At 69.5% G+C, this 25,635-nt stretch carries 18 protein-coding genes and 2 pseudogenes; 10 read left to right on the top strand and 10 right to left on the bottom strand.

Annotation, left to right across the window (positions count from 1 at the left end; genetic code table 11):
* Positions 1-133: 133 nt before the first annotated feature.
* Positions 134-1,225 (bottom strand): lytic polysaccharide monooxygenase auxiliary activity family 9 protein, encoded by a 1,092-nt coding sequence (locus ACWD1U_RS02490; protein ID WP_451103809.1) that lies wholly within the window; start codon positions 1,223-1,225, stop codon positions 134-136.
* 374 nt (positions 1,226-1,599) lie between these two features.
* Positions 1,600-1,730, bottom strand: a pseudogene (locus ACWD1U_RS02485) (hypothetical protein); the annotation flags it as partial.
* 605 nt (positions 1,731-2,335) lie between these two features.
* Here ACWD1U_RS02485 and ngcE point away from each other — a divergent pair.
* From ngcE to ACWD1U_RS02440, 9 genes are all read left to right on the top strand, one after another.
* Positions 2,336-3,790 carry an N-acetylglucosamine/diacetylchitobiose ABC transporter substrate-binding protein gene (gene ngcE, locus ACWD1U_RS02480; protein ID WP_451103808.1) on the top strand — a complete coding sequence of 485 codons (1,455 nt, stop codon included), beginning with the start codon at positions 2,336-2,338 and terminating at the stop codon, positions 3,788-3,790.
* Positions 3,791-3,832: 42 nt separating this feature from the next.
* Positions 3,833-4,759: a carbohydrate ABC transporter permease gene (locus tag ACWD1U_RS02475; protein WP_451103807.1), complete on the top strand. Its 927-nt coding sequence runs from the start codon at positions 3,833-3,835 to the stop codon at positions 4,757-4,759.
* The gene (locus ACWD1U_RS02470; protein WP_451103806.1) at positions 4,759-5,682 is read left to right on the top strand and encodes a carbohydrate ABC transporter permease; all 924 of its coding nucleotides are present in this window, start codon (positions 4,759-4,761) and stop codon (positions 5,680-5,682) included. Before ACWD1U_RS02475 ends, ACWD1U_RS02470 begins: the two co-directional genes overlap by 1 nt.
* A gap of 319 nt (positions 5,683-6,001) precedes the next feature.
* Positions 6,002-7,213, top strand: a complete 1,212-nt coding sequence (locus tag ACWD1U_RS02465; RefSeq protein ID WP_451103805.1) for an ROK family transcriptional regulator — start codon at positions 6,002-6,004, stop codon at positions 7,211-7,213.
* 133 nt (positions 7,214-7,346) lie between these two features.
* Positions 7,347-8,447 carry an ABC transporter substrate-binding protein gene (locus ACWD1U_RS02460; RefSeq protein ID WP_451103967.1) on the top strand — a complete coding sequence of 367 codons (1,101 nt, stop codon included), beginning with the start codon at positions 7,347-7,349 and terminating at the stop codon, positions 8,445-8,447.
* A 199-nt stretch (positions 8,448-8,646) separates the two neighbouring features.
* On the top strand, positions 8,647-9,438 hold the full coding sequence (locus ACWD1U_RS02455) for an ATP-binding cassette domain-containing protein (RefSeq protein ID WP_190903104.1): 792 nt from the start codon (positions 8,647-8,649) through the stop codon (positions 9,436-9,438).
* Complete coding sequence (locus tag ACWD1U_RS02450; protein WP_451103804.1) at positions 9,435-10,727, top strand: sugar ABC transporter permease; 1,293 nt, start codon at positions 9,435-9,437, stop codon at positions 10,725-10,727. The genes ACWD1U_RS02455 and ACWD1U_RS02450 overlap by 4 nt, the downstream gene beginning before the upstream one ends.
* Positions 10,728-10,907: 180 nt before the next feature.
* On the top strand, positions 10,908-12,839 hold the full coding sequence (gene dxs, locus ACWD1U_RS02445) for a 1-deoxy-D-xylulose-5-phosphate synthase (protein WP_451103803.1): 1,932 nt from the start codon (positions 10,908-10,910) through the stop codon (positions 12,837-12,839).
* Positions 12,840-12,993: 154 nt separating this feature from the next.
* On the top strand, positions 12,994-14,481 hold the full coding sequence (locus ACWD1U_RS02440; protein ID WP_451103802.1) for an amino acid permease: 1,488 nt from the start codon (positions 12,994-12,996) through the stop codon (positions 14,479-14,481).
* 402 nt (positions 14,482-14,883) lie between these two features.
* Here ACWD1U_RS02440 and ACWD1U_RS02435 read toward each other — a convergent pair whose 3' ends face one another.
* The 4 genes and pseudogenes from ACWD1U_RS02435 to ACWD1U_RS02420 form a co-directional block, all read right to left on the bottom strand.
* Entirely contained in the window at positions 14,884-15,324 is a 441-nt protein-coding gene (locus ACWD1U_RS02435; RefSeq protein ID WP_451103801.1) for a pyridoxamine 5'-phosphate oxidase family protein, read from the bottom strand.
* A 46-nt stretch (positions 15,325-15,370) separates the two neighbouring features.
* Positions 15,371-16,290 (bottom strand): annotated as a pseudogene (locus tag ACWD1U_RS02430) (MFS transporter).
* 222 nt (positions 16,291-16,512) lie between these two features.
* A complete protein-coding gene (locus tag ACWD1U_RS02425) occupies positions 16,513-16,998 on the bottom strand; it encodes a MarR family winged helix-turn-helix transcriptional regulator (protein WP_451103800.1) in 486 nt (161 codons plus the stop codon).
* Between the two features lie 115 nt (positions 16,999-17,113).
* Positions 17,114-17,485: an NTP pyrophosphohydrolase gene (locus ACWD1U_RS02420; RefSeq protein WP_451103799.1), complete on the bottom strand. Its 372-nt coding sequence runs from the start codon at positions 17,483-17,485 to the stop codon at positions 17,114-17,116.
* Between the two features lie 80 nt (positions 17,486-17,565).
* Here ACWD1U_RS02420 and ACWD1U_RS02415 point away from each other — a divergent pair, with 80 nt between their 5' ends.
* Positions 17,566-18,585, top strand: a complete 1,020-nt coding sequence (locus ACWD1U_RS02415; RefSeq protein WP_451103798.1) for a hypothetical protein — start codon at positions 17,566-17,568, stop codon at positions 18,583-18,585.
* A 105-nt stretch (positions 18,586-18,690) separates the two neighbouring features.
* On the opposite strand, the gene ACWD1U_RS02410 is transcribed toward ACWD1U_RS02415, so the two are convergent.
* From ACWD1U_RS02410 to ACWD1U_RS02395, 4 genes are all read right to left on the bottom strand, one after another.
* Complete coding sequence (locus ACWD1U_RS02410) at positions 18,691-20,820, bottom strand: 3-hydroxyacyl-CoA dehydrogenase NAD-binding domain-containing protein (protein WP_451103797.1); 2,130 nt, start codon at positions 20,818-20,820, stop codon at positions 18,691-18,693.
* Positions 20,817-22,034 (bottom strand): thiolase family protein, encoded by a 1,218-nt coding sequence (locus tag ACWD1U_RS02405; protein WP_451103796.1) that lies wholly within the window; start codon positions 22,032-22,034, stop codon positions 20,817-20,819. The genes ACWD1U_RS02410 and ACWD1U_RS02405 overlap by 4 nt, the downstream gene beginning before the upstream one ends.
* 120 nt (positions 22,035-22,154) lie before the next feature.
* Positions 22,155-23,192 carry a LacI family DNA-binding transcriptional regulator gene (locus tag ACWD1U_RS02400; protein WP_451103795.1) on the bottom strand — a complete coding sequence of 346 codons (1,038 nt, stop codon included), beginning with the start codon at positions 23,190-23,192 and terminating at the stop codon, positions 22,155-22,157.
* On the bottom strand, positions 23,189-25,594 hold the full coding sequence (locus ACWD1U_RS02395; RefSeq protein WP_451103794.1) for a glycoside hydrolase family 2 protein: 2,406 nt from the start codon (positions 25,592-25,594) through the stop codon (positions 23,189-23,191). The genes ACWD1U_RS02400 and ACWD1U_RS02395 overlap by 4 nt, the downstream gene beginning before the upstream one ends.
* Between the last annotated feature and the right edge of the window lie 41 nt (positions 25,595-25,635).

Genomic DNA, 25,635 nt, shown 5'->3' with positions numbered 1-25,635 from the left:
CCGCCCCGGCGGCAAACCCACTCGGCGCGCACCGGCCCTGGCCGCTCCGCGCCGCCTCGTCGCGACGGCCGGTCACTGAAGACGGGCCCGATGACCGAGGCTCCCCGGCCCCGGGCCCGTCGGACGCACCGGTTCACCCCACCCGGCAGGGCAAACTAGTCGTGCCGTCGCCCCCCGAGCCGGAGACGACGTAACCGAACGTCGTGCTTCTGCCCGGATCGAGGGAGCCGTTCCAGCCGGAGTTGTGGACCATGACCGCCTGGCCGTTGTAGGTCGCGGCGCCGTTCCACAAATTCTCGATCTTCTGGCCGGACGGGAGGGTCCAGTCGACCATCCAGCCGAGCATCGGGACCGTGCCGGTGTTGGTGACGGTCACCTCGGACTGGTGGCCGCCGTTCCAGGTGCCGGTCGTCTTCCGGGTGGCCGTGCAGGTGCCGGGCACCGGCTCGGACGGGTTGCCCGGCTCCTTGATGCCCGTCACCTCGCCGTTGCCGCCGTCGAAGACGACGTCGGAGCAGGAGTAGAAGGTCTCCTGGCTGTCGGAGCGCTGCCAGACCATGTAGATGATGTGGCGGCCCGATTTGCCCTCGGGGAGCTTTCCCTTCCAGGAGTAGTTGGCCTCGACCGTGCCCGGTGAGCCGTTCAGGGGCGGGTGGTCGACGCTGAGGAACGGCCGTTCCTCCATGTCGTTCCAGGTGAGCGTCTTGGCCGCGTCGAAGCCGTCCTTGGTGATGTAGACGTGGAACCAACCGGGGTGGGCCGCCCAGGCGTTGTACGAGAAGTCGACCGTCGCGCCCGAGGTGAGATGGGTGAGCGGCCAGTCCTTGCTGGGCTTGTCGAACCCGGTGAAGTTGGGGTTGCCGCCGCTGCACAGCTCGCCGTCCGGTACGAAGCCCCGGGTGCGGCCGGCGCCGTCCGAGCGGAGGACCGAGAACCAGTTGTAGAACGGCGTGGTGCCGCTGACCTGCTGCGCGGCCCGGCACGCCGGATTGACCGGCTTGATCTCACCGGTGTCGGTCAGACCGTCCTGCCAGCACAGGAAGGTGCGGCTGCCGGGTTTCATCGGGGTGCCGTGCGCCTCGGCATCCCCGCCGGCCGTCATGACAAGGCCGAGCGCCGGGACGGTGACGAGGAGGGAGATCAGGACCAGGAAGAGGGCTCCGGCCCGGGTGGGGGGGGCTGATCGGGGCGGCGGAGCGCCTCCCGGCTTTCTTGTCAGGATCATGACAGCATCATCCGTTTCTTCGGGATGCGGGTCTGCGGATGCGTGTGCGGGGATGCGCGGGGCGGGAGCGACTTGAAGGGCGGGTTCCGGTCCACCGTTATGGGAGCGCTCCCACCCCGCTGTTGCGGAAGTTAGCGCCGGGCGGCGCAGTTGTCTACGGCTGCCGCGGTGCCGGTCCGGCCTCGGCGGAAGGAGCCGTTCGTCGTCGGCGGAAGGGGCCGATCGTCGTTGGCAAGGCGGTCCCCCTTCTGGCTGATGGAGCAGACCCCCGGGCGCCGCGGGCGATGCCCCGGAAGGTGGCGAGGCGGAGGTCACCGAGGCGACGGAGCGGATTGACGTCCCGGCAGGCCGTGGTCGACACGCCGCCCCCCGCTGTCCGCGTGACTGCGGCCATGGGCGGACGGGCCCGGCTGCCCCTCCGAGTCGGCCTTCACGACGTACCCCCGAAGTCGGCCATCGCGCCGTACGCCCTCCGAGTCGCCGTGTTCCATCGACTGCGCACCGCCGCCGTCGACGCCCGAGGCGCGCCTGCCGCCGTCCGGGCCGGTGTCGACCGAGTTCGCCGGCCCGGAACCGGGTCATCCGCCACGAAGGAGGGCACGAAGGGGGGCGCGTACTCCCGATCGGGCTTCTCGAAGCTCGGGGCAGTGCGACCGCAACGCCCTGCGAACCCAGGGTCAACGCGAAGGCGGTCGCCGACACGACCGCCGAACCCCCACCGTGCCGAGCTTTCCCTTGCGTCAACGGGTACCCTCCCTGCGCAGTGGACAACGTTGTCAACTTCGATGCGCAAGGACCAGTGGTTGCTCAAGTGCCGGAGCGTTCCAAGGTGTTTGTCTGTGGCATTCGGGGGCGACGACCGGGATTCTTCCGTCGCGGAATACGCAGGCCGCTCATCCTTCCGCGAGGTCTCGACTCGGACAAGACCCGCGGCCAACCTTGTGTTCGATCTTGATCCGTTAGTGGGAAGTGGACTATACCTGTCGGGCGATTCACGCGATGCGCACGTCACCACCCGCACTTTCCTGCACGACCCAGCTTGACCCGATCGCGGTGCCGGGGAGGATCCGGTTCACCGCCTGAGTCCCTGGAGAAGGCGTGGACTTGAGCATGGGATCCACTTCCGCCGAGAACCGCGGCACCGAGGGTGTCGGCCGCCGTGATCTGATCAAAAGGTCTGCCGCGCTCGGGCTGATCTCCGTACCGGCCATGAGCTTCCTGTCCGCCTGTGCCAGCAGCGGCGGCGACGACAGCGGCGACAAGGCGAAGGCCGGCAAGAAGACAGCGAAGAACCCGCTCGCCGTCAACGACACGGCGGGCATGGAATTCGTCCTGTTCGACGGCGGTTTCGGCAAGGAGTACGCCGAGGACGCCGTGAAGATCTACGAGAAGAACTTCCCCGAGGTGACGGTGAAGTTCGCCGCCACCCAGAAGATCCAGTCCACGCTCCAGCCCCGCTTCAACCAGGGCACCCCGCCGGACCTCATCGACAACTCCGGCGCCGAGCAGATGGACATGGGCGTCCTGGTCGGCAAGAACCAGCTCACCGACCTCACCCCGCTCCTGGACGCGCCGTCCTACGACGACCCGGGCAAGAAGGTCCGTGACACGCTGCGTCCCGGCATCGTGGAGATGGGCCAGTTCGACGGCGAGAAGGTCTGGATCCTGTACTACGCCTACACGGTGTACGGCGTCTGGTACTCGCAGAAGGCACTGGACTCGCTCGACGAGCAGTACCCCGAGACCTGGGACCAGATGCTCGCGGTCTGCGCGAAGGCCAGGAAGAAGGGCATGGCGGGCTGGACGTACGCGGGCAAGTACCCGTACTACATCCCGTTCTCGCTCTACCCCATGATCGGCAAGGTGGGCGGCCGCGAGGTCCTCGACGCCATCGACAACCTGGAGCCGAACGCCTGGAAGCACCCGGCCGTCAAGGCCTGCTTCGACGCCTACTACGAGCTCTACAAGAAGGGTTACGTCCTCAAGGGCACCCCGGGCCTGGACCACATCCAGTCGCAGACCGCGTGGGCCCAGGGCAAGGCGCTGTTCGTCCCGAACGGCTCCTGGGTGGAGAACGAGTCGGCCAACGTCATCCCGAAGGACTTCGGCCTGGCCGTCTCCGCGCCCACCGGCCTCGACCCCTCCGACAAGCTGCCCTTCGGCACTCTCTGGGCCTCCGGCGGCGAGCCGTTCATCGTCCCGGCCAAGGCGAAGAACGCCGCCGGCGGCATGGAGCAGCTGCGCATCATGCTCAGCGAGGCGTCCTCGAAGAACTTCACCAGCAAGGTGAAGTCGCTGACCGCGTACCACGGAGGCACCGACGGCATCGCCCTCACCCCCGGTCTGAAGTCGGGTGTCGCGGCGCTGGACAAGGCCGGCGAGAACGTGGTGAATCCCCGTCTGCAGGACTGGTACGTGCAGTTGCAGAAGGAGAAGATCGGCGTCTCCGGCCTGGGCGAGATGATGGCCGGCCGCCTCACCCCGGCCGAGGCCGTCAAGAAGATCCAGGGCTTCGCCGACGAGGCCGCCAAGGACGACTCGATCAAGCACTACAAGCACCAGTAACGGCACCGGAAACCCAATGTCCGCAACGGCACCGGAGTGGCGATGCAGCACGGCAAGTACCGGTTCATCGTGGGCTTCCTCGCGCTGCCCCTGGGACTGTACGCGCTCTTCGTGGTCTGGCCGTTCATCCAGTCCATCTACTACTCGTTCACGGACTGGACCGGCCTGAGCCCCGAATTCAAGATGGTCGGTTCCGACAACTACAGCCGGATGCTCGACGACGACATCTTCTGGAAGTCGTTGCAGCACAGCCTGCTGTTCGCCCTCCTGCTGCCGGTGGTGACGATCAGCCTCGCGCTGTTCTTCGCTTTCATGATCAATGTGGGCGGCAGAAAGAGAAGGAACGGTCCGGTGATCACCGGGGTCCGCGGCTCCTCCTTCTACAAAATCGTCTACTTCTTCCCGCAGGTCCTCTCGATCGCCATCGTGGCGCTGCTGTTCGCGTTCGCGTACAACCCGGACAGCGGCGCGATCAACTCGGTCCTGCGCGGGATCGGCCTCGGTGACGTCCAGCCCCTGTGGCTCGGCGACCCCGACCTGGCGCTGTGGGCCGTGATGGCGGTCCTCGTCTGGTCCACGGTCGGCTTCTTCGTGGTCCTCTTCTCCGCCGGTATGGCCTCCATCCCGGCGGACATGTACGAGGCGGCCCTGCTGGACGGCGCGAACCGCTTCACCACCTTCTTCCGGATCACCCTGCCCCTGCTGTGGGACACCGTGCAGTCCGGCTGGGTGTACATGGGCATCCTCGCCCTGGGCGCCGAGTCGTTCGCGGTCGTGCAGATCATGACGACCGGGCCGGGCGGTCCCGACTACTCGACCACCGTCATGGTCCTGTACGTGTACCAGAAGGCGTTCCGCGACGGTCAGGCCGCCTACGCCACCACCATCGGTGTCGCCCTGCTCGTCGTCACACTGGCCTTCGCCGCCGTGGTGATGCGGCTGGGCCGTCGCGAGCGGCTGGAGTACTGATGAAGACGACCGAAACCCCCGCCCCCCTCCCGGCCGAGTCCGGCGCCTCCCTCACCGAGGCGGACCTCCCGCCGGCCGTACCGCCCAAGGAGAAGAAGGAAGGCACGGTCCTCAACGTCTTCTCCCACGGCGTCCTCGTCATCTGGGCGATCATGGTGGTGATGCCGCTGCTCTGGGCGGTCATGACGTCCTTCAAGGACGACCGCTCCATCTTCGGCTCCCCCTGGTCGCTCCCGGACTCGCCGCACTTCGACAACTGGTCGCGGGCGTGGACCGAGGCCAACATGAGCGACTACTTCCTCAACACCGTTGTGGTGGTGGGCGGTTCGCTCATCGGCACACTCGTCCTCGGCTCCATGGCGGCCTACGTCCTGGCCCGCTTCGACTTCCCGGGCAACCGCTTCATCTACTACCTGTTCATCGGCGGTATGAGCTTCCCGATCATGCTCGCCCTGGTCCCGCTGTTCTACGTCGTGAACAACATGGGCCTGCTGAACACCATCCACGGCCTGATCCTGGTCTACATCGCCTACTCCCTGCCGTTCACGGTGTTCTTCCTGACGGCGTTCTTCCGCACCCTGCCGACGTCGGTGGCGGAGGCGGCCTTCGTCGACGGCGCCTCCCACAGCCGCACGTTCTTCCAGATCATGGTCCCCATGGCCAAGCCGGGCCTGATCAGCGTCGGCATCTTCAACTTCCTCGGCCAGTGGAACCAGTACATGCTCCCCACGGTCCTCAACACCGACCCCGACACACGCGTCCTCACCCAGGGCCTGGTCCAGCTGGCAGTGAGCCAGGGCTACAAGGGTGACTGGTCGGGCCTCTTCGCGGGCCTGGTGATGGCCATGCTCCCGGTCCTGGCGGCGTACATCGTCTTCCAGCGCCAGGTGGTACAGGGCTTGACGGCCGGGGCGCTGAAGTAGCCGCAGGGGACCCCGTCGCCCTCAGCGGCACGATGCCCGCAGCCGGGCGGCCGAGCCCGAGCCACGACGCTCCCGCAGCCCCGCCGACCCACCCCCACGGCGCAGGCGCTGCCCGCACCCCACCCCACGTCCACAGGCCGCCGCAGGCACCCGGCGACAGAAAGCGCGAACCACCACGTAGCCCTGCGCAACCACCCGCGCACCCCCCGGAATCAGTTCAACCTCTTGACGGGAGGCAACCCGAACGGCTCAGCTTAGAGTTCACTAGTTGGACATAGACGGGGTCTCATCGAAGCGGCCCCGTGCGCAGGAGGTCGTCGTGGAGACTCCGGGGTCGCAGTCATCGCTGCACCGAGCCAACCTGGAGCGGGTCGTACGAGCCGTGCGCCTGGCGGGTTCCCTCACCCAGGCCGAGATCGCGCGGACGACAGGCCTGTCCGCGGCGACGGTGTCCAACATCGTCCGGGAGTTGAAGGACGGCGGCACGGTCGAGGTCACACCGACCTCCGCGGGCGGCCGCAGGGCCCGCAGCGTGTCACTCAGCGGTGACGCCGGCATCGTCATAGGGGTCGACTTCGGCCACACCCACCTCCGCGTCGCCATCGGCAACCTCGCCCACCAGGTCCTCGCCGAGGAGTCCGAGCCCCTGGACGTGGACGCCTCGTCCACCCAGGGCTTCGACCGGGCGGAACAGCTGGTCACCCGCCTGATCGAGGCCACCGGCGTCGACCGCTCCAAGATCGCCGGCGTCGGCCTCGGCGTCCCCGGCCCGATCGACGTGGAGTCCGGCACCCTCGGCTCGACCGCGATCCTCCCCGGCTGGACCGGCACCAAGCCCGCCGAGGAGCTCCGCGGCCGCCTCGGCGTCCCCGTGCACGTGGACAACGACGCCAACCTCGGCGCCCTCGGCGAGATGGTCTGGGGCAGCGGCCGGGGCGTCCGCGACCTGGCGTACATCAAGGTCGCCAGTGGTGTCGGCGCCGGCCTGGTGATCAGCGGAAGGATCTACCGAGGACCCGGCGGCACTGCCGGAGAAATCGGGCATATTACACTCGATGAATCCGGCCCCGTCTGCCGCTGCGGCAACCGCGGCTGCCTGGAGACCTTCGCGGCCGCGCGCTACGTGCTCCCGCTCCTCCAGTCCAGTCACGGCACCGATCTGACCATGGAAGGCGTCGTACGGCTCGCGCGGGACGGAGACCCGGGCTGCCGTCGGGTGATCGCCGACGTCGGCCGCCACATCGGCAGTGGAGTGGCCAATCTCTGCAACCTGCTGAACCCGAGCCGCGTGGTCCTCGGCGGTGATCTCGCCGAGGCCGGTGAGCTGGTGCTCGGGCCGATCCGGGAGTCCGTCGGCCGCTACGCCATCCCCAGTGCGGCCCGCCAGTTGTCCGTTCTCCCCGGCGCTCTCGGTGGCCGTGCGGAGGTGCTCGGAGCGCTCGCTCTCGCCCTCAGCGAGATGGGCGATTCGACCCTGTTGGACGGGACTGCCGCAGGACCGCTGAAGGCGGCGCCCCCTGCCTTCACTTAGAGAACGGATGGCACCGTTGCCATCTCGTTAAGGATTTACTTCTTGACGTCGCACGTGTGGCCGAGTTGACTTCCAGCCACCTCGGTCGCAATGTCGCGGCCTCGTCAGGGAGGTTTTTGAAGTGAACACGCGTATGCGTCGCGCCGCTGTCGCCGTTGCCGCCGGTGTGATGGCCGTTTCGCTTGCTGCCTGTGGCAGCGCCAAGGAGTCCGGCGAGAAGGCCGACTCCACCGGGTCCGCCAAGAAGGGCGACGACATCAAGGTCGGCCTGCTCCTTCCGGAGAACGCGACCGCCCGTTACGAGAAGTTCGACCGGCCGCTCATCGAGAAGAAGGTCAAGGAACTCACCAACGGCAAGGGCGAGGTCGTCTACGCCAACGCCAAGCAGGACGCCAGCACGCAGAACCAGCAGGTCGACACGATGGTGACCAACAAGGTCGACGTGCTGATCGTGGACGCGGTGGACTCCAAGGCGATCGCCGGCTCGGTGAAGAAGGCCAAGGACGCGGGCATCCCCGTCGTCGCCTACGACCGCCTGGCCGAGGGCCCGATCGACGCCTACACCTCGTTCGACAACGTCACCGTCGGCAAGACCCAGGGCGAGGCCCTGCTGAAGGCCCTGGGCTCCAAGGCCAAGGACGGCCAGATCGTCATGATGAACGGGTCCTCCACCGACCCGAACGCCGCCCAGTTCAAGCAGGGCGCGCACTCCGTCCTCGACGGCAAGGTGAAGATCGGCCGCGAGTACGACACCAAGGAGTGGAAGCCGGAGAACGCCAACTCCAACATGGAGGGCGCCATCTCCGCCCTCGGCAAGGACAAGATCGTCGGCGTCTACTCCGCCAACGACGGCATGGCGGGCGGCATCATCACCGCCCTGAAGGCGGCCGGCATCGCCGACATCCCCGTCACCGGCCAGGACGCCGAACTCGCGGGCGTGCAGCGCATCGTCAGCGGTGAGCAGTACATGAGCGTCTACAAGCCCTACCCGCAGGAGGCGGACGTCGCGGCCGAGATGGCCGTCGCCCTCGCCCAGGGCAAGTCGCTCGACTCGATCGCCAAGGACAAGGTCGACAGCCCGACCACCAAGGCCGTCCCGTCCGTCCTGGTCCCGGTCGTGTCGCTGACCAAGGACAACATCAAGGACACCGTCATCAAGGACGGCATCTACACGGTGAACGAGATCTGCACGGCCAAGTACAAGGCCGCCTGCGACAAGATCGGTCTCAACTGAGCAGCCGTCAGGTCCCCTGAGGGAGACGGGAGTCCGCGTCCGGACTCCCGTGACTCCCGTGTGTATCCGTACGGGACCCGCTGCCCCGAGTGACTCCGGCGCCCCGCCACACCAGCCCCGCAAGCTCCGCGGGGCGCCGGAGCGATCACTCCTCCCCTACTTCTGCAACAACCTCCCGCCGGGTCAGGCGGCGAAGGAGATGGTTCACGTGTCCGCTACGCCCGTGCTGGCGTTGCGCGGGGTCTCCAAGCGGTTCGGTGCCGTTCAGGCGCTCACCGACGTAGAGCTTGAGGTCCACGCCGGTGAGGTGGTCGCCCTGGTGGGCGACAACGGCGCCGGAAAGTCCACGCTGGTCAAGACGATCGCCGGCGTGCACCCCATCGATGAGGGCGTCATCGAATGGGACGGCAGGTCCGTCCAGATCAGCAAGCCGCACGACGCCCAGAACCTGGGCATCGCGACCGTCTACCAGGACCTCGCGCTCTGCGACAACATCGACGTCGTCGGCAACCTCTACCTGGGCCGGGAGATCCGCAAGCGCGGTGTCCTGGACGAGGTGGAGATGGAGCGCCGCTCCCGCGAACTGCTCGACACGCTCTCGATCCGCATCCCCAGCGTGCGCATCCCGATCGCCTCGCTCTCCGGCGGCCAGCGCCAGACCGTGGCCATCGCCCGGTCCATGCTCGGCGAGCCCAAGCTGGTCATCCTCGACGAGCCCACCGCCGCCCTCGGCGTGGAGCAGACCGCGCAGGTCCTCGACCTCGTCGAGCGGCTGCGCGAGCGCGGCCACGCCGTGATCCTCATCAGCCACAACATGGCCGACGTCAAGGCGGTCGCGGACAAGGTCGCCGTGCTGCGCCTCGGGCGCAACAACGGCGTCTTCGAGGTCAAGTCGACCTCCCAGGAAGAGATCATCTCCGCCATCACCGGCGCCACCGACAACGCCGTGACCCGCCGTGCGGCGCGCACGAACGGGGAGGTTTCCAAGTGAACATCGACAAGACCTCCGCGGCTCCGGAAGACCACGTCGTGGCGAACCCCGAGGCGGCCAAGGCCGCCGTCACGGTGGTCGACCCCCGGCTGCTGGTGCGCGAGCAGGGCCTCGCGGGCTACGTCACCGAGTTCAAGCGGAAGATGAAGTCCGGTGACCTGGGCTCCATTCCGGTCGTCATCGGCCTGGCGATCATCTGGCTCATCTTCACGAGCCTGAACTCCAACTTCCTCACCGCGGGCAACCTGTCCGACATGTCCGTCGCCATGGTCGGTACGGGCATGATCGCCGTCGGCATCGTGTTCGTGCTGCTGCTCGGCGAGATCGACCTGTCGGTCGGCTCGGTCTCCGGTGTCGCCGGCGCCAGTTTCGCGGTGCTGAACGTCACCAACGGCATGAACGAGTGGCTCGCCTTCGTGCTGGCCATCCTCACCGGTACGGTCGCCGGCGTGCTGCACGGCTTCTTCTTCGCGAAGATCGGCGTCCCCGCGTTCGCCGTCACCCTGGCCGGTCTGCTGTTCTGGAACGGCTTCATGCTTCAGATTTTGGGCGACAACGGCACGATCAACCTCGACCCGGACGGGGTCGTGGCCCAGCTGACCAGCTACTACTTCTCCGACGTGGCTGCCGCGTACGGTCTGGCCGCGGTGGTGACCGCCGGGTTCTTCCTCAGCTCCTTCCTCGGCAACCGGCGCCGGGAGGCCGCCGGCGTGCCGTCGCGGCCGCTGAGCGAGACGATCGTGCGGACCGTGCTGCTGGCGGTCCTCGCCTTCACCGTCGCCATCGTCTTCAACCAGTACAAGGGCCTGCCGCTGGCCGTGGTGATCTTCATCGTGGTGCTGCTGGTCACGGACTTCGTGCTGCGGCGCACGGCGTACGGCCGGAAGGTGTTCGCGCTCGGCGGCAGCGTCGAGGCGTCGCGCCGGGCCGGCATCAACGTGGAGATGGTCCGGATCTCGGTGTTCGCGATCTCCGGGACCTTCGCCGCGGTGGGCGGTCTGTTCATCGCCTCCAAGATCGCCGCGGCGAACCAGGGTGCCGGTGGCGGTGACCTGCTGATGAACGCGATCGCCGCGGCGGTGATCGGCGGCACGTCGCTGTTCGGTGGCCGTGGGCGCACCTGGAACGCGCTGCTCGGTGTGCTGGTGATCGTGTCGATCCAGTACGGGCTCGCCCTCGAGGGCATCGCCTCTCCGGTGCAGTACATGATCACGGGTGGTGTGCTGCTGGCCACTGTGGTGATCGACGCGGTGACGCGCAAGACGCAGAAGACCGCGGGTCGCGCGTAGCGCCGAAGGACAAGACCGTGCCCGGCACTTCCCGGTGCCGGGCACAGTCTTGTCGTAGGTGAGGCACAAGTTGGGTACAGCCGAACGCGTGACGTACGACGCACGGCCACGGCGCCGCCCACGAAGGCGGAACATTAGACTCGACAAGCCCGGCAACAGCTCTACTGCAAGGAGGCACGGGTGCCGCTGCTGACCCGTATCAGGGGACCGCGCGATCTGGACCGGCTCAACCTGGAGGAGCTGAACCAGCTGGCGGAGGAGATCCGGACCTTCCTTGTCGAAGCGGTCTCCAAGACCGGCGGTCACCTCGGCCCCAACCTCGGCGTGGTGGAGCTCACCATCGCCCTGCACCGGGTCTTCGACTCGCCCAAGGACAAGGTGCTCTGGGACACCGGTCACCAGTCCTACGTCCACAAACTGCTCACCGGCCGCCAGGACTTCTCCAAGCTGAAGATGAAGGGCGGCCTGTCCGGCTACCCCTCACAGGCCGAGTCCGAGCACGACGTCATCGAGAACTCGCATGCCTCGACCGTCCTCGGCTGGGCCGACGGCATCGCCAAGGCCAACCAGCTGCACAAGCGTGACAGCCACGTCGTGGCCGTCATCGGCGACGGAGCCCTGACCGGCGGCATGGCCTGGGAGGCGCTGAACAACATCGCCGACGCCAAGGACCGCCCGCTCGTCATCGTCGTCAACGACAACGAGCGGTCGTACGCGCCGACCATCGGAGGCCTCGCCAACCACCTGGCGACCCTGCGCACCACCGACGGCTACGAGCGGTTCCTCGCCCGTACCAAGGAGGTCCTGGAGCGCACGCCCGTCGTCGGCCAGGCCCTGTACGACACCCTGCACGGCGCCAAGAAGGGCCTGAAGGACTTCATCGCCCCGCAGGGCATGTTCGAGGACCTCGGCCTGAAGTACGTCGGTCCGATCGACGGGCACGACCTGGAGGCCCTGGAGTCCGCCCTCGCGCGGGCCAAGCGGTTCGGCGGGCCGGTCATCGTGCACTGCCTCACCGAGAAGGGCCGCGGCTACCAGCCCGCCCTGCAGGACGAGGCCGACCGATTCCACGCCGTCGGCAAGATCCACCCCGACACGGGCCTGCCGATCGCCACCTCCGGCGCCGACTGGACCTCCGTCTTCGGCGAGGAGATGGTCAAGCTCGGCGAGGAGCGCGAGGACATCGTCGCCATCACGGCCGCCATGCTCCAGCCGGTGGGCCTGGACAGGTTCGCCAAGCGCTTCCCGGAGCGGGTCTACGACGTCGGCATCGCCGAGCAGCACGGCGCGGTGTCCGCGGCCGGCCTCGCGACGGGCGGCGTCCACCCGGTCTTCGCCGTGTACGCCACCTTCCTCAACCGCGCCTTCGACCAGGTGCTGATGGACGTGGCCCTGCACAAGTGCGGCGTCACCTTCGTGCTCGACCGGGCCGGTGTCACCGGCACCGACGGGGCCTCCCACAACGGCATGTGGGACATGTCGATCCTGCAGGTCGTGCCCGGCCTGCGGCTCGCCGCGCCACGCGACGCCGACCAGGTGCGCGCCCAGCTGCGCGAGGCCGTCGCCGTCGAGGACGCGCCGACCGTGGTCCGCTTCTCCAAGGGCGCCGTAGGCCCCGCCGTGCCCGCCGTGGGCCGCGTCGGCGGCATGGACGTGCTGCGCGAGCCCGGCGCCGACCGGCCGGACGTGCTGCTGGTCTCCGTCGGCGCCCTCGCGCCCATGTGCCTGGAGATCGCCGCCCTGCTCGACAGGCAGGGCATCTCCACCACCGTCGTCGACCCGCGCTGGGTCAAGCCCGTCGACGAGGCCTTGGCCCCGCTCGCCGAGCAGCACCGCGTTGTCGTCACCGTCGAGGACAACAGCCGGGTCGGTGGTGTCGGCTCCGCCGTCGCGCAGGCGCTGCGCGACGCGGGCGTCGACGTGCCGCTGCGCGACTTCGGCATCCCGCCGCGCTTCCTCGACCACGCCTCCCGCGCCGAGGTCCTGGCCGAGATCGGCCTCACCGCGCCCGACATCGCCCGGCAGGTGACCGGGCTGGTCGCCAAGCTCGACGGCCGGTACGAGCGCAGCGCCGCGGACGCGGTGGACTCGGTGGAGCCCGCGCGCGACTGACGCCGCCGACAGGGCCGAACGGGTTCGAATGGGCCGGTTACCCCACCGTGAGGGTGGTGCAACCGGCCCATTGGCGTGATTTCGTCCGTGCCGGGGCATACGGATCCTCCCACCTCTCGATCATGTCGAGGACGACAAGCGTGGGAGGTACCCCGTGAGCAGTACCCTCTTCCGGACGAAGAAGGTCGAGCAGTCCATCCTCGACACCGAGGAACCAGAGCACGCGCTCAAGAAGTCGTTGTCCGCGCTGGATCTGACCGTCTTCGGCGTCGGCGTGATCATCGGTACCGGCATCTTCGTCCTCACCGGCACAGTGGCCAAGAACAACGCCGGGCCCGCGGTGGCCCTGGCGTTCGCCGCGGCCGGCGTCGCCTGCGCCCTCGCCGCGCTCTGCTACGCCGAGTTCGCCTCCACCGTTCCGGTCGCCGGGTCCGCCTACACGTTCTCGTACGCGTCGCTCGGCGAACTGCCCGCCTGGATCATCGGCTGGGACCTCGTCCTGGAGTTCGCGCTCGGGACGGCGGTGGTGGCCGTCGGCTGGTCGGGCTACATCCAGTCGCTCATGGACAACGCGGGCTGGACGATGCCCGCGGCCCTGGGCAGTCGCGAGGGCTCCGACACCTTCGGCTTCGACATCCTCGCCGCCGCGCTCGTCCTCGTCCTCACGGGCATCCTCGTGCTGGGCATGAAGCTGTCGGCGCGGATCACGTCGCTCGTCGTCGCCATCAAGGTGACCGTCGTCCTCGTCGTGATCATCGCGGGCGCTTTCTTCATCAAGGGCGAGAACTACGACCCGTTCATCCCGAAGGAGAAGGCCGTGGAGGCCGGGTCGAGTCTCGACTCCCCGCTGATCCAGCTGATGTTCGGCTGGGCGCCGTCCAACTTCGGCGTGATGGGCATCTTCACCGCCGCCTCGGTCGTGTTCTTCGCCTTCATCGGCTTCGACGTCGTGGCCACGGCCGCCGAGGAGACGCGGAACCCGCAGCGCGACATGCCGCGCGGCATCCTCGGCTCCCTCGTCATCTGCACCGCCCTGTACGTCCTCGTGTCGATCGTCGTCACCGGCATGCAGCACTACAGCCGGCTCTCCGTCGACGCGCCGCTGGCCGACGCGTTCAAGGCGACCGGGCATCCGTGGTTCGCGGGCTTCATCAGCTTCGGGGCCGCGGTAGGCCTGACGACGGTGTGCATGATCCTGCTGCTCGGGCAGACCCGGGTGTTCTTCGCGATGAGCCGCGACGGACTGCTGCCGCGGTTCTTCTCGCGCGTGCACCCGCGGTTCAAGACCCCGCACCGGCCGACCATCCTGCTCGGTGTGATCATCGCGATCCTCGCTGGGTTCACGCCGCTGACCGAACTCGCCGCGCTGGTGAACATCGGCACGCTCTTCGCCTTCGTGGTCGTCGCCATCGGTGTGCTGGTCCTTCGCCGGACCCGCCCCGATCTGCACCGGGCGTTCCGCACCCCGTGGGTGCCGGTCATCCCGATCCTGTCGGTGTGCGCCTCCCTCTGGCTGATGATCAACCTGCCCGCCGAGACGTGGGTGCGGTTCGCCATCTGGATGGCCGCCGGGTTCCTCTTGTACTTCCTGTACGGCCGCACACACAGCCGCCTCGCAAGGAGCGAGCAAACACAGCCCTAGCTCCGGCGGTTCGGCCCTTGCGCCTGCGCGCGGGTGGCGGGTCGGGGCCGCGCCGGTGGCTGCGGGTCCGCCCAGCTGCGGGCCAGCCGAATACGCACTCCACCCGGAAGCCTCCCAGCAGCACGGTCCGTGGACTGAGTGGTCTCCACATCCAGGGTGGCCACCGAGCGGCGCCGGTCTGCTTGCAGGCGTACTCGGCCGTGGTCGCGGGCCAACCGCCAGCGCACGCGTACTTCACCGAACTGAGCCCGGCCCCAAGAGCCGATACGGCGGACTCACCCTCTACCAGATTCTCGACGCCGTCCAAGACCTGCTGAACTACTGGACCGGCACCTGCACCACCTGCCACCGCCCTGCGCTGGTCCATCGATTCTTCCGCGATCCGGCGTACGCACTGATTTCTCAGTCCTGGGAGGGGATGTCCAGGGCGGTCCCGTACAGGCGGGATACCCGGATCAGGATCACCACGCGCCGGTCGGGCAGCGGCTGTTCGCCGGGGGCCGCCCCGTCGGCCGGGTCCACGATCTCCGCCTCGCCCTCCGCCACGGCGAACGACCAGACGTCCGGACCGCTGACGTGCAGTGAGGTGTGCGGGTCGCGGCGCAGTTGACGGACCTTGAGGCGGTCGGCGGTGGAGGAGATGCGCAGTACGCGCTCCTCGGCGTTCCAGTCGTAGAGGACGGTCGACAGGTGCGGGTGGCCGGTACTCCTGACGCTCGCGAGTACGCCGAACTGCTGCTGCCGCAGCAGCTGGGAGAGCTCCTGGTCGGTGAGAACCCGGGGGGCGGGGCCGTCGTTCTCGGTGGTGCCGGTGGTGGTTTCGGTGGCGGTGTTCTCGCTCATTGGGATCAGCCTTTCAGCGGTCGGGGCGGGAGGGGGAGAGGGTGGGTCAGACGGCTGCGGCGTGGGAGGGAGTCTGCGTGTCGGCGGCCTGCTCCTTGGCGGCCTGGCGCTCGGGGCGGCGCAGCATCGTGAAGGCGACGGCGAAGGCGACGACGAGGATCCCCGTGCCCACCGCGAAGGCGAGCCGGTAGCCGCCGGTCAGCGCCTCGGCCGCCGTCCGGCCGTCAGCCGCGAGGCTCTCGGTGCGGGAGGCGGCCAGAGTGGACAGGACCGCGACGCCCAGGGCCATGCCGATCTGCTGGGTGGTGTTGAACAGGCCGGACGCGAGACCGGCGTCCTCCTCGTTCGCGCCGGACATACCGAGTGTGGTCAGCGCCGGCAGCGCGAGGCCGAAGCCCGCGGCGAGCAGCATGACCGGAAGGAGGTCGACGGCATAACTGGCCTGCACGGGGACGCGGGTGAGGAGAGCGAGGGCGCCGATGAGGAGCGCGATGCCCGCCAGCAGGACGTTGCGCTCACCGAAGCGGGCGTTGAGACGGGCGGAGCGTCGGTGAGTGCACCGCCGAGGACCTGGCCGATGGACGCGCCCGCCGCGCCGGTGAAGCTGAAGGCGGCGATGGCCTTGGCGCGCTCCCTGGGCTCGGTGAACAGCGTCACGAGGATGCCCAGGCTGACGGCGGAGGCCATCGCGCTGCCGATGCCCTGGAGGAAGCGGGCGGCGATCAGTACGGCGGGCGAGGTGGCCACGCCGGCCAGCAGCGAGGCGGCGGTGAAGACGGCGGTGCCGGCCAGGAACATGCGCCTGCGACCGATCAGGTCGCCGAGCCGGCCGGCCAGCAGGAGCAGGCTGCCGAACGCGATGAGGTAGGCGTTGACGACCCAGCTGAGGCCGGCGGGGGTGAACCCCAAGTCGTTCTGGATGGCCGGCATCGCCACGGTCACGATGGACCCGTCGAGGATGATCATCAGCATCCCGGTGGCAATGACTCCGAGGGCGAGCCGTCGTGAGCGCGGGGCGGCGGGATAAGCGGGCGACGGCGCGGAGCCGGATGCGGCATGCGGTCTCTCCTGTCAGTTGGGGCAACAGGAGAGACCGTAGCAGATGGTTTTGTTGCAGACTATTTTCTTCGGTCTTACTTTGGTCTCGCCGCCCCGCCGCCCCGCCGCCCCGCCGCCCCGCCTCCCCGCCTACCTGGACTGGCGCGCCCGGCGGGCGGTGCGCGGGGCCTCGACAGGGTTCGCCAGACCGCCGCCGACGAGGCGCTTCAGGGCCCGCAGGAGGGCCTCCCTGTCCCCGTCAGGGAGCGTGGCCAGGGCGTCGCGATGCACGCGGTCGACGATCTTCTGACTCTGCTCGGCGACGCGGGCGCCCTCGTCGGTGACGGCGATGATCCGGGCCCGCCGGTCCGTACTGGAAGGACGGCGCTCGGCCAGACCCGCCTCCTCCAGGGCGTCCACCGTCACCACCATCGTGGTCTTGTCCATGTCGCCGATCTCGGCGAGCTGGATCTGAGTGCGCTCCTCCTCCAGGGCGTGGACGAGCACGCAGTGCATTCGAGCGGTCAGGCCGATCTCGGCGAGGGCGGCGGACATCTTGCTCCGCAGGACGTGACTGGTGTGGTCGAGGAGGAACGACAGGTCCGGTTCGGTGCGCGCGGGCGTCATGGCGGTCATGCCGGCCAGCGTAGGGCAAATAGATCCGAGGCGGATTATCCAGAAGAGACCTTAAGGGTGGTACCCGTTCCGCCGGGTTGCGGACCCACTCCGCCCCAGCAGAAAGGCCGGGCGCCTACGGACGTACCGTACGCGGTCCCGCCACCTCCGCCCCCAGCTCTCCGACCCGCCGCCGCAACTCCCGGTCCGCCGTGATCACCAGTACGGAGCGGTCGCCGGCGGACGCCACCACTTCCACGATGTGGTCGTCCCCACTGCCCGGCGCCGACGTCACCCGTACACCCGGCACGGACTCGACCCCGCGCGCCGCACCCTCCACCACGAGCACGATCTCCACCGGCCCGGGAACACCGGGAACCCCCTCGGACGCCAGGCGGTCCCGCAACCGCTCCGCCGCCCCCCGCCGGTCCCGCCACCACCCGTCGGGTACCGACCCGACGACATTCGCGGCATCGACGACGACGAGGACAGGCGCGGTGTCGTTCATCTGGCCAGGGTCGCACGGCAGGTGACCCCCAGGCAGGGGTGGCCGCGCGCCGAGGCGTCAGGCCCGCATAAAGTGAACTGGTGAACGGCGACTGGCTCATCCGCGGCCGCGACGGCCGCCTCACCGTCTATCTGCCCTCCGGCGACGCCGTCCTGTGCCGTGCGGAACGCGGCCCCGCCGGCCCTTGGGACGGCGCCCCCCGCACCGTCGGCGGCACGCAGAAGCTGCACCCGGGCGCGGCGGTCGGTCAGGGCGCCGACGGGTACGCCCACCTGGCCGCCTGGCGGCCCACCGTGCCGGGGGAGTCGGGGCTCGTGCACTCCACGCACTTCCGGCCCCGGCTCGCCCCCCTGGACTGGATCCCGATCGGGCACCCCGACAAGAAGGGTGACCGGACGGGTCCGCCGGCCGTCGCGGTCGACGGTGCGGGGCGTGCCTATGTCTTCGTCAGGAACGCGGGCGGCGGGGTGAGCATGCGCAATCAGAAGGTGAAGGGCGGCTGGGGGGCCTGGCACAACCTCGAAGGGAGCGATGTCGAGGGGGAGCCGGCAGCCGTGGCGGGGGAGTCGGGGCTGGTCGAGGTGTACGCCTCCGTGTCCGGCGGGATTCTGCACTGGCGGCAGGAGGGGGACGGGAAGACGCCGGTGCGGACCGAGGGTGTGGATGTCGCCGTCCGTCCGGGGACCCTGCGTGCGCTCGCCACGTCCGCCGAGCACACCACGGTCTTCTTCACGGACGTGTCCGGGGACCTGTGCGCCTGGCGGCCCGGTGAGAAGCCGGTGCCCCTCCTCGCCGCTGCCGGGCCGGGGCCGGTCTCCGCCGTGCGGTGCGACATCGAGGGTCACGACTGCACCGTGCTGGCGCAGCGGTCGTCGAGCGGCCGGGTCGCCTTCGCCGCCTATCCGACCGAGCAGGAGTCGGCCGGTGCATGGTGGACCGAGTCCGGGCCCGAGTTGCCCGCCGACGCCCTGGTGTCGGTGGCGCTGGACGAGCACGACGAGGTCGTCGCGGCCTCTCTCTCGCCCTCCACCGGGACCCTGCTCCTCACCCGCCGCAAGGACGAACCGGGGCTCGCGCTGGAGGCCTGGCGGGAGATCTGACCCCCACCGCCCCGGACACGCGAGGTTCACGGCGACGGCATACACCAAAGGGGGGCGGGTGCACGGATGGTGACCGTGCGCCCCACCCCCCTCAGGGGGAACGCGTTACTCCGGGACGCTCGCCACGCCCGGAGCCAGGAACCTCTTGCCGTTCACGCGCTCGGAGACACCCTCGCGGTCCAGGTACGGCGTGATGCCGCCCAGGTGGAACGGCCAGCCGGCGCCCGTGATGAGACACAGGTCGATGTCCTGGGCCTCGGCGACGACGCCCTCGTCGAGCATGATGCCGATCTCCTGAGCCACCGCGTCGAGCACACGCTCGCGGACCTGCTCCTCCGTCAGGACGCTGTCGCCCTGCTTCAGCAGCGCGGCGACCTCCGGGTCCAGCTCCGGCTTGCCGCTGTCGTAGACGTAGAAGCCGCGCTTGCCCGCCTCGACGACCGCCTTGAGGTTCGGGGAGACCGTGAAGCGGTCCGGGAACGCCTTGTTGAGCGTCTCGGAGACGTGCAGGCCGATCGCCGGGCCGACCAGCTCCAGCAGGACCAGCGGGGACATCGGCAGGCCCAGCGGCTCGACGGCCTTCTCGGCGACCTCGACCGGGGTGCCCTCGTCGATGACGTTCTGGATCTCGCCCATGAAGCGGGTCAGGATGCGGTTCACGACGAACGCCGGGGCGTCCTTCACGAGCACCGCGGTCTTCTTCAGCTTCTTGGCGACGCCGAACGCCGTGGCCAGGGAGGCGTCGTCGGTCTGCTCGCCGCGGACGATCTCCAGCAGCGGCAGCACGGCGACCGGGTTGAAGAAGTGGAAGCCGACGACCCGCTCGGGGTGCTTCAGCTTCGACGCCATCTCCGAGACCGACAGCGAGGAGGTGTTGGTGGCGAGGATCGCGTGCGCCGGGGCGACCGCCTCGACCTCCGCGAACACCTTCTGCTTGACGCCCATCTCCTCGAACACGGCCTCGATGATGAAGTCCGCGTCCGCGAAGCCCTCGGCCTTGTCCAGGACACCGGTGACCAGCGCCTTGAGACGGTTGGCCTTGTCCTGGTTGATCCGGCCCTTGCCGAGCAGCTTGTCGATCTCGGCGTGGACGTAACCCACACCCTTGTCGACGCGCTCCTGGTCGATGTCGGTCAGCACGACCGGCACCTCCAGGCGGCGCAGGAACAGCAGCGCGAGCTGGCTGGCCATCAGACCGGCGCCGACGACACCGACCTTGGTGACCGGGCGGGCCAGGGACTTGTCCGGGGCACCGGCCGGGCGCTTGCCGCGCTTCTGCACCAGGTTGAAGGCGTAGATGCCGGCGCGCAGTTCGCCGCCCATGATGAGGTCGGCGAGGGCCTTGTCCTCGGCGTCGTAGCCCTGCTGGAGGTCGCCGTTCTTGGCGGCGGCGATGATGTCCAGGGCGCGGTAGGCGGCCGGGGCGGCGCCGTGCACCTTGGAGTCCGCGATGAACCGGCCCTTGGCGACGGCCTGGTCCCAGCCCTCGCCGCGGTCGATCACCGGGCGCTCGATCTCCAGCTCGCCCTTGAGGACGGCCGCGGTCCAGATCAGCGACTGCTCCAGGAAGTCCGCGCCCTCGAAGATCGCGTCGGCGATCCCGAGCTCGTAGACCTGCGCGCCCTTGAGCTGCTTGTTCTGGTTCAGGCTGTTCTCGATGATCACCGAGACGGCCTTCTCGGGGCCGACGAGGTTCGGCAGCAGGGTGCAGCCGCCCCAGCCCGGGACCAGGCCCAGGAAGACCTCGGGCAGCGAGAACGCCGGGACGGCCGCGGAGACGGTCCGGTAGGTGCAGTGCAGACCGACCTCGACACCGCCGCCCATCGCGGCGCCGTTGTAGTACGCGAAGGTCGGCACGGCCAGCTTGGACAGCCGCTTGAAGACCTCGTGGCCGCCCTTGCCGATGGCGAGCGCGTGCTCGTACTCCTTGAGGATCTCCACGCCCTTGAGGTCGGCGCCGACCGCGAAGATGAACGGCTTGCCGGTGATGCCGACGCCGACGATCTCGCCGTCCGCCGCCTCCTTCTCGACCTGGTCGATCGCGGCGTTGAGGTTCGCCAGTGAGGCGGGGCCGAAGGTGGTCGGCTTGGTGTGGTCGTGGCCGTTGTCCAGGGTGATCAGGGCGAAGCGCCCGGCACCCAGGGGGAGGTCGAAGTGCCGTACGTGCGCACTCGTGACGACCTCGTCCGGGAACAGCTCGGAAGCCTGCTTCAGAAGCTCGGCGGTGGTACTCACTTGTCCCCCTCGAAGTGCGGGTTCTCCCAGATGACCGTCGCGCCCATGCCGAAGCCGACACACATGGTGGTCAGGCCGTAGCGGACGTGCGGCTGCTCCTCGAACTGGCGGGCCAGCTGCGTCATCAGGCGCACGCCGGAGGAGGCCAGCGGGTGGCCGAAGGCGATGGCGCCGCCGTACTGGTTGACGCGCTCGTCGTCGTCGGCGATGCCGTAGTGGTCGAGGAAGGCCAGCACCTGGACGGCGAAGGCCTCGTTGATCTCGAACAGGCCGATGTCGGAGATGGACAGGCCGGCCTGGGACAGCGCCTTCTCCGTCGCCGGGATCGGGCCGTAGCCCATGACCTCCGGCTCCACGCCCGCGAAGGAGTAGGAGACCAGGCGCATCTTCACGGGGAGGTCGTTCTCCCGCGCGAAGTCCTCGGAGGCGATGAGCGAGGCGGTGGCGCCGTCGTTCAGACCGGCCGCGTTACCGGCGGTGACCCGGCCGTGCACGCGGAACGGGGTCTTCAGACCGGAGAGGTTCTCCAGCGTCGTGCCCGGGCGCATCGGCTCGTCGGCGGTGACCAGGCCCCAGCCCGTCTCACCGGCCTCGGGGGAGGTGCGGCGCACCGAGACCGGCACCAGGTCGGCCTGGATCTTGCCGTTGGCGTACGCCTTGGCGGCCTTCTCCTGGGAGCGCACGGCGTACTCGTCGGCGCGCAGCTTGGTGATCTGGGGGTAGCGGTCGTGCAGGTTCTCCGCGGTCATGCCCATGAACAGGGCCGACTCGTCGACCAGCTTCTCGGACACGAACCGCGGGTTCGGGTCGACGCCCTCGCCCATGGGGTGGCGGCCCATGTGCTCGACACCGCCGGCGATGGCGACGTCGTAGGCACCGAAGGCGACGGAACCGGCGACCGAGGTCACGGCCGTCAGGGCGCCCGCGCACATGCGGTCGATGGAGTAACCCGGCACGGACTGCGGCAGACCGGCGAGGATCCCCGCCGTACGGCCGATGGTGAGGCCCTGGTCGCCGATCTGCGTGGTCGCGGCGATGGCGACCTCGTCGATCTTCTTCGGGTCGAGACCGGGGTTGCGGCGCAGCAGCTCCCGGATCGCCTTCACGACGAGGTCGTCGGCACGGGTCTCGTGGTAGATGCCCTTCGGGCCCGCCTTGCCGAACGGGGTGCGGACGCCGTCGACGAAGACGACGTCCCTGACGGTACGAGGCACGATGGCTCTCCTCCAGGGTCAGGATCTGCATTGCTGCTGCGATGCGCTGAGCGCGCGCTCAGTCCCATGCTACTTGTGGGTAACGTAGCTGCACAGTCCTGGCGTGGGGAGCGGCGAAGGTCACACCTTCGGGGGTGCCGTGGACCCCCGGGGCGTCAGCACGGGCGTCGGCACAGGGTGCGAGCCTCCCTCACCCCCTGTGATCACCGAGAACAGGGTCCTGGCCACCTCCGCCCCGAATCCGTGCACGTCATGGCTCATCGCGGAGAGGGTCGGATGCGTCAGCCGGCACAGCTGCGAGTCGTCCCACGCCAGCAACGACACCTCCTCCGGCACCCGCAGCCCCATCTCCGCCGCGACCGACAGCCCCGCCACCGCCATGATGTCGTTGTCGTACACGATCGCCGTCGGCCGGTCCGTCGCCGCCGCCGTCAGCAGCGACCGCGTCGCCCGCGCCCCCGCGTCTCCCGAGAAGTCCGTCGCGACCTGCCACGCCCCGGCCAGCCGCAGCGCCCCCGCAGTCTCGTCGAACGCCGCCGTCCGGATCGCCGTGTGCCCTAGGTCGGCCGCCCCGCCCACCCGGGCGATCCGCCGATGCCCGAGCGCGGCCAGATACCGGACCGCCTCCGCCACGGCCGTGGCGTCGTCCGTCCAGACGGAGGTGAGCCCGCCGGTCAGGCAGGGATGCCCGACGGCGACCACCGGCAGCCCGAGCCGGTCCACCAGGTCCACCCGGGGATCGTCGGCCCGGAAGTCGACGAGGATCGACCCGCCGACCTGCCGCCCACGCCACCACGCCTCCTGGACTCCCACCTCCTCGTCCAGATTCCGTACGAGCCTCAGCAGCAGGGAGCAGGAATGCTCGGCCAGCACGCTCTCGACGCCCGAGACGAACTCCATGTACCAGGGCTCGAGTCCGAGCACCCGGGCCGGCCGGCACACCGCGAGTCCCACCACGTCCACGCGTGAACCGGCCAGGGTCCGCGCCGTGAGGTTCGGCGCCCAGCCCAGTTCCCGCGCCGCTTGGAAGATCCGGTCCCGGGTGGCCTCCGACAGGCCCGGCTTGTGGTTGAAGGCGAGCGACACGGCACCTTTGGACACGCCGGCGCGCGCGGCGACGTCCTTGATGGTGACGCGGGGGGTCGGTGTTGCCGTCATCGGGTGGGCTCCACGCAGTACAGGGCCGAACGGGCAGCCTCCGCGTCCGGAGTCTTCCAGCCGCGCACCCCGATGGTCACCTCTTCGCCCGGCAGCAGCGTGACGAGCCCCCGGTCGGCCCGCGCCTCGGGGTCCAGCCTGTCGGCCTGCAGCAGCAGGTCCCGCACCAGGGTGCGCGCGGTCACGGTGATGCCGCCCGGGGCGAGCGCGACATCGAACTCGGGCCTGGGGTAGGCAACTTCACGGTCGGGCAGCGGAAAGTACAGGGCCCGCAGCCCTCCCGCGCTCACGGCTTCGCTCGAGCGGGGGGACCCCCACGCGTCCGCGACCAGGAACTCCCTCGGCCCCGCGGGCGTCACCTCGCGCGGCACGTCGACCCGCGCCACGGTCCGCGCCCCGGCCGCCAGTTCCACGCCCGCCTGTCCCAGCACCTGCCCCTCGACGGACATCCGCCGCAGGGTCAGGGTCCCCGTCCAGTCCCCGGCCGCCTGGTTCACGGCGGCCAGCACCAGCCGGCCGTCCTCCGCCCGCAGAGTCAGCAACCGGTCCGCGTACAGCCGCTTCAGCTCGTGGTACAGAGGCTTCTCCCGGCCGTCCCCGTCGATCGCCGCCCACGAGGTCACCGGCCAGCAGTCGTTGAGCTGCCAGACGATCGTGCCCGCGCACACCGGCCAGTGAGAGCGCCAGTGCTCGATCCCGGCCGCGACCGCCCGCGCCTGGTTGAGCTGCGTGAGGTAGTGCCACCGGTCGAAGTCCTTCTCGGGCACGGCGAAATGCCGGGCCAGCCCTCGTTCCAGCTTGCCGTTGCCGTCGTCGGCCCTCTGGTGGTGCAGCATGCCGGGGGAGTGCGGCGTGAGCTCCTCCCCGGGCAGGGCGCGCCGCAGGGTGGCGTGGGCGGGCGGTGCCTGCCAGCCGAACTCGGCCACGAACCGCGGCACGCTCAGCCGGTAGTCGGCGTAGTCCTCCCGGTTCCACACCTCCCACGAGTGATGCGTGCCGTGCGCCGGGTCGTTCGGGTGGTGCCGCCAGGACCCGGACCACGGACTGCCCGCCGTGTACGGCCTGCTGGGGTCCGACTCGGCCACCACACGCGGCAGAACGCCCAGGTAGTAGCCCTCACCCCAGGAGTCCCCGGCCAGCCGCGGCTCCCACCCCCAGTCCCGGAAGCCCCAGAGGTTCTCGTTGTTGCCGTTCCACAGCACCAGCGACGGATGCGGCATCAGCCGTACGACGTTCTCCCGTGCCTCGGCCTCCACCTCACCGCGCAGCGGCTGCTCCTCCGGGTAGGCCGCGCACGCGAACGGGAAGTCCTGCCAGACCAGCAGCCCGAGTTCGTCGCAGGCGTCGTAGAAGTCCTCGCTCTCGTAGATCCCGCCGCCCCAGACCCGGACGAGGTCCACGCCCGCCCCGGCCGCCTGCTCCAGCCGCTGCCGGTAGCGCTCGCGGGTGACGCGGGACGGGAAGACGTCGTCCGGGATCCAGTTCACGCCCCGCGCGAAGAGCCGTTCGCCGTTGACGACGAGGGTGAAGCCGGTGCCGTGCGTGTCGGGCCGCTGGTCCAGTCCGACGGTCCGGAAGCCGATCCGCCGCCGCCAGACGTCCAGTGTGTCCTCGCCGTGCAGCAGCTTCAACTCGATGTCATAGAGCGACTGTTCGCCGTAGCCGCGTGGCCACCACAGCTCCGCGTCCGGTACCCGGAGGCGCACGACCCCGCCCGTCCCCTCGATCTCCCTCCGGGCCCGCACCCCCGCGACGGTCGCCTCCACTGCGAGCGGCGCCTCCACCCGGGTGCGCTCGAGGTCGACGGCCAACTCGACGACTCCGGTGCCCTCTTCGACGGTGACCAGCGGGCGCACCCGCGCGATGCGGGCCGTCGACCAGTGCTCCAGGCGCACCGGCCGCCAGATCCCGGCCGTCACCAGGGTCGGCCCCCAGTCCCAGCCGAAGGAGCAGGCCATCTTGCGCAGGTACTGGTAGGGCTCGGCGTAGGCGGCGGGTCGTTCGCCCAGCCGTCCCCGCACCGCCTCGGCCTCGGCGTAGGCGGAGACGAACCGCACGGACAGCCGTCCGGACAGGCCCGTCACGTCGAACCGGTACGAGCGGTGCATGTTCCGCACCTTCCCCAGCAGCCGCCCGTCCAGCGAGACATCGGCGACGGTGTCGAGTCCGTCGAAGACCAGGTCGGTCTGCTCCTGGAAGGGCGAGCAGCCCAGCTCGCGCTCGTAGGTCCAGTCCCGGCGACCCACCCACGCCACCTCGGTCTCGTTCCGGCCGAGGAACGGGTCCGGGATCACTCCGGCCGCCATCAGGTCCGTGTGCACGCAACCCGGCACGGCGGCCGGCAGCGTGTCCGACCCGTGCCGCAGGATCCATCCGTCACCGAGCGGTGTGGCCTCCAGCATGCGCACTCCCTTAACCGGTCAAGTGGAAGGTCGAGAGCTCG

This window comes from Streptomyces sp. NPDC002788 (assembly GCF_053592115.1).
Note: the sequence above shows the minus strand (reverse complement) of the source record. Positions and strands in the feature narration are given on the sequence as shown.

Coding starts and splice junctions, on each gene's coding strand:
- ACWD1U_RS02490 (WP_451103809.1), bottom strand. CDS start 1,225: ATGATCCTGACAAGAAAGCCGGGAGGCGCTCCGCCGCCCCGATCAGCC.
- ngcE (WP_451103808.1), top strand. CDS start 2,336: ATGGGATCCACTTCCGCCGAGAACCGCGGCACCGAGGGTGTCGGCCGC.
- ACWD1U_RS02475 (WP_451103807.1), top strand. CDS start 3,833: ATGCAGCACGGCAAGTACCGGTTCATCGTGGGCTTCCTCGCGCTGCCC.
- ACWD1U_RS02470 (WP_451103806.1), top strand. CDS start 4,759: ATGAAGACGACCGAAACCCCCGCCCCCCTCCCGGCCGAGTCCGGCGCC.
- ACWD1U_RS02460 (WP_451103967.1), top strand. CDS start 7,347: ATGCGTCGCGCCGCTGTCGCCGTTGCCGCCGGTGTGATGGCCGTTTCG.
- ACWD1U_RS02455 (WP_190903104.1), top strand. CDS start 8,647: ATGGTTCACGTGTCCGCTACGCCCGTGCTGGCGTTGCGCGGGGTCTCC.
- ACWD1U_RS02435 (WP_451103801.1), bottom strand. CDS start 15,324: ATGAGCGAGAACACCGCCACCGAAACCACCACCGGCACCACCGAGAAC.
- ACWD1U_RS02425 (WP_451103800.1), bottom strand. CDS start 16,998: ATGACCGCCATGACGCCCGCGCGCACCGAACCGGACCTGTCGTTCCTC.
- ACWD1U_RS02420 (WP_451103799.1), bottom strand. CDS start 17,485: ATGAACGACACCGCGCCTGTCCTCGTCGTCGTCGATGCCGCGAATGTC.
- ACWD1U_RS02400 (WP_451103795.1), bottom strand. CDS start 23,192: ATGACGGCAACACCGACCCCCCGCGTCACCATCAAGGACGTCGCCGCG.
- ACWD1U_RS02395 (WP_451103794.1), bottom strand. CDS start 25,594: ATGCTGGAGGCCACACCGCTCGGTGACGGATGGATCCTGCGGCACGGG.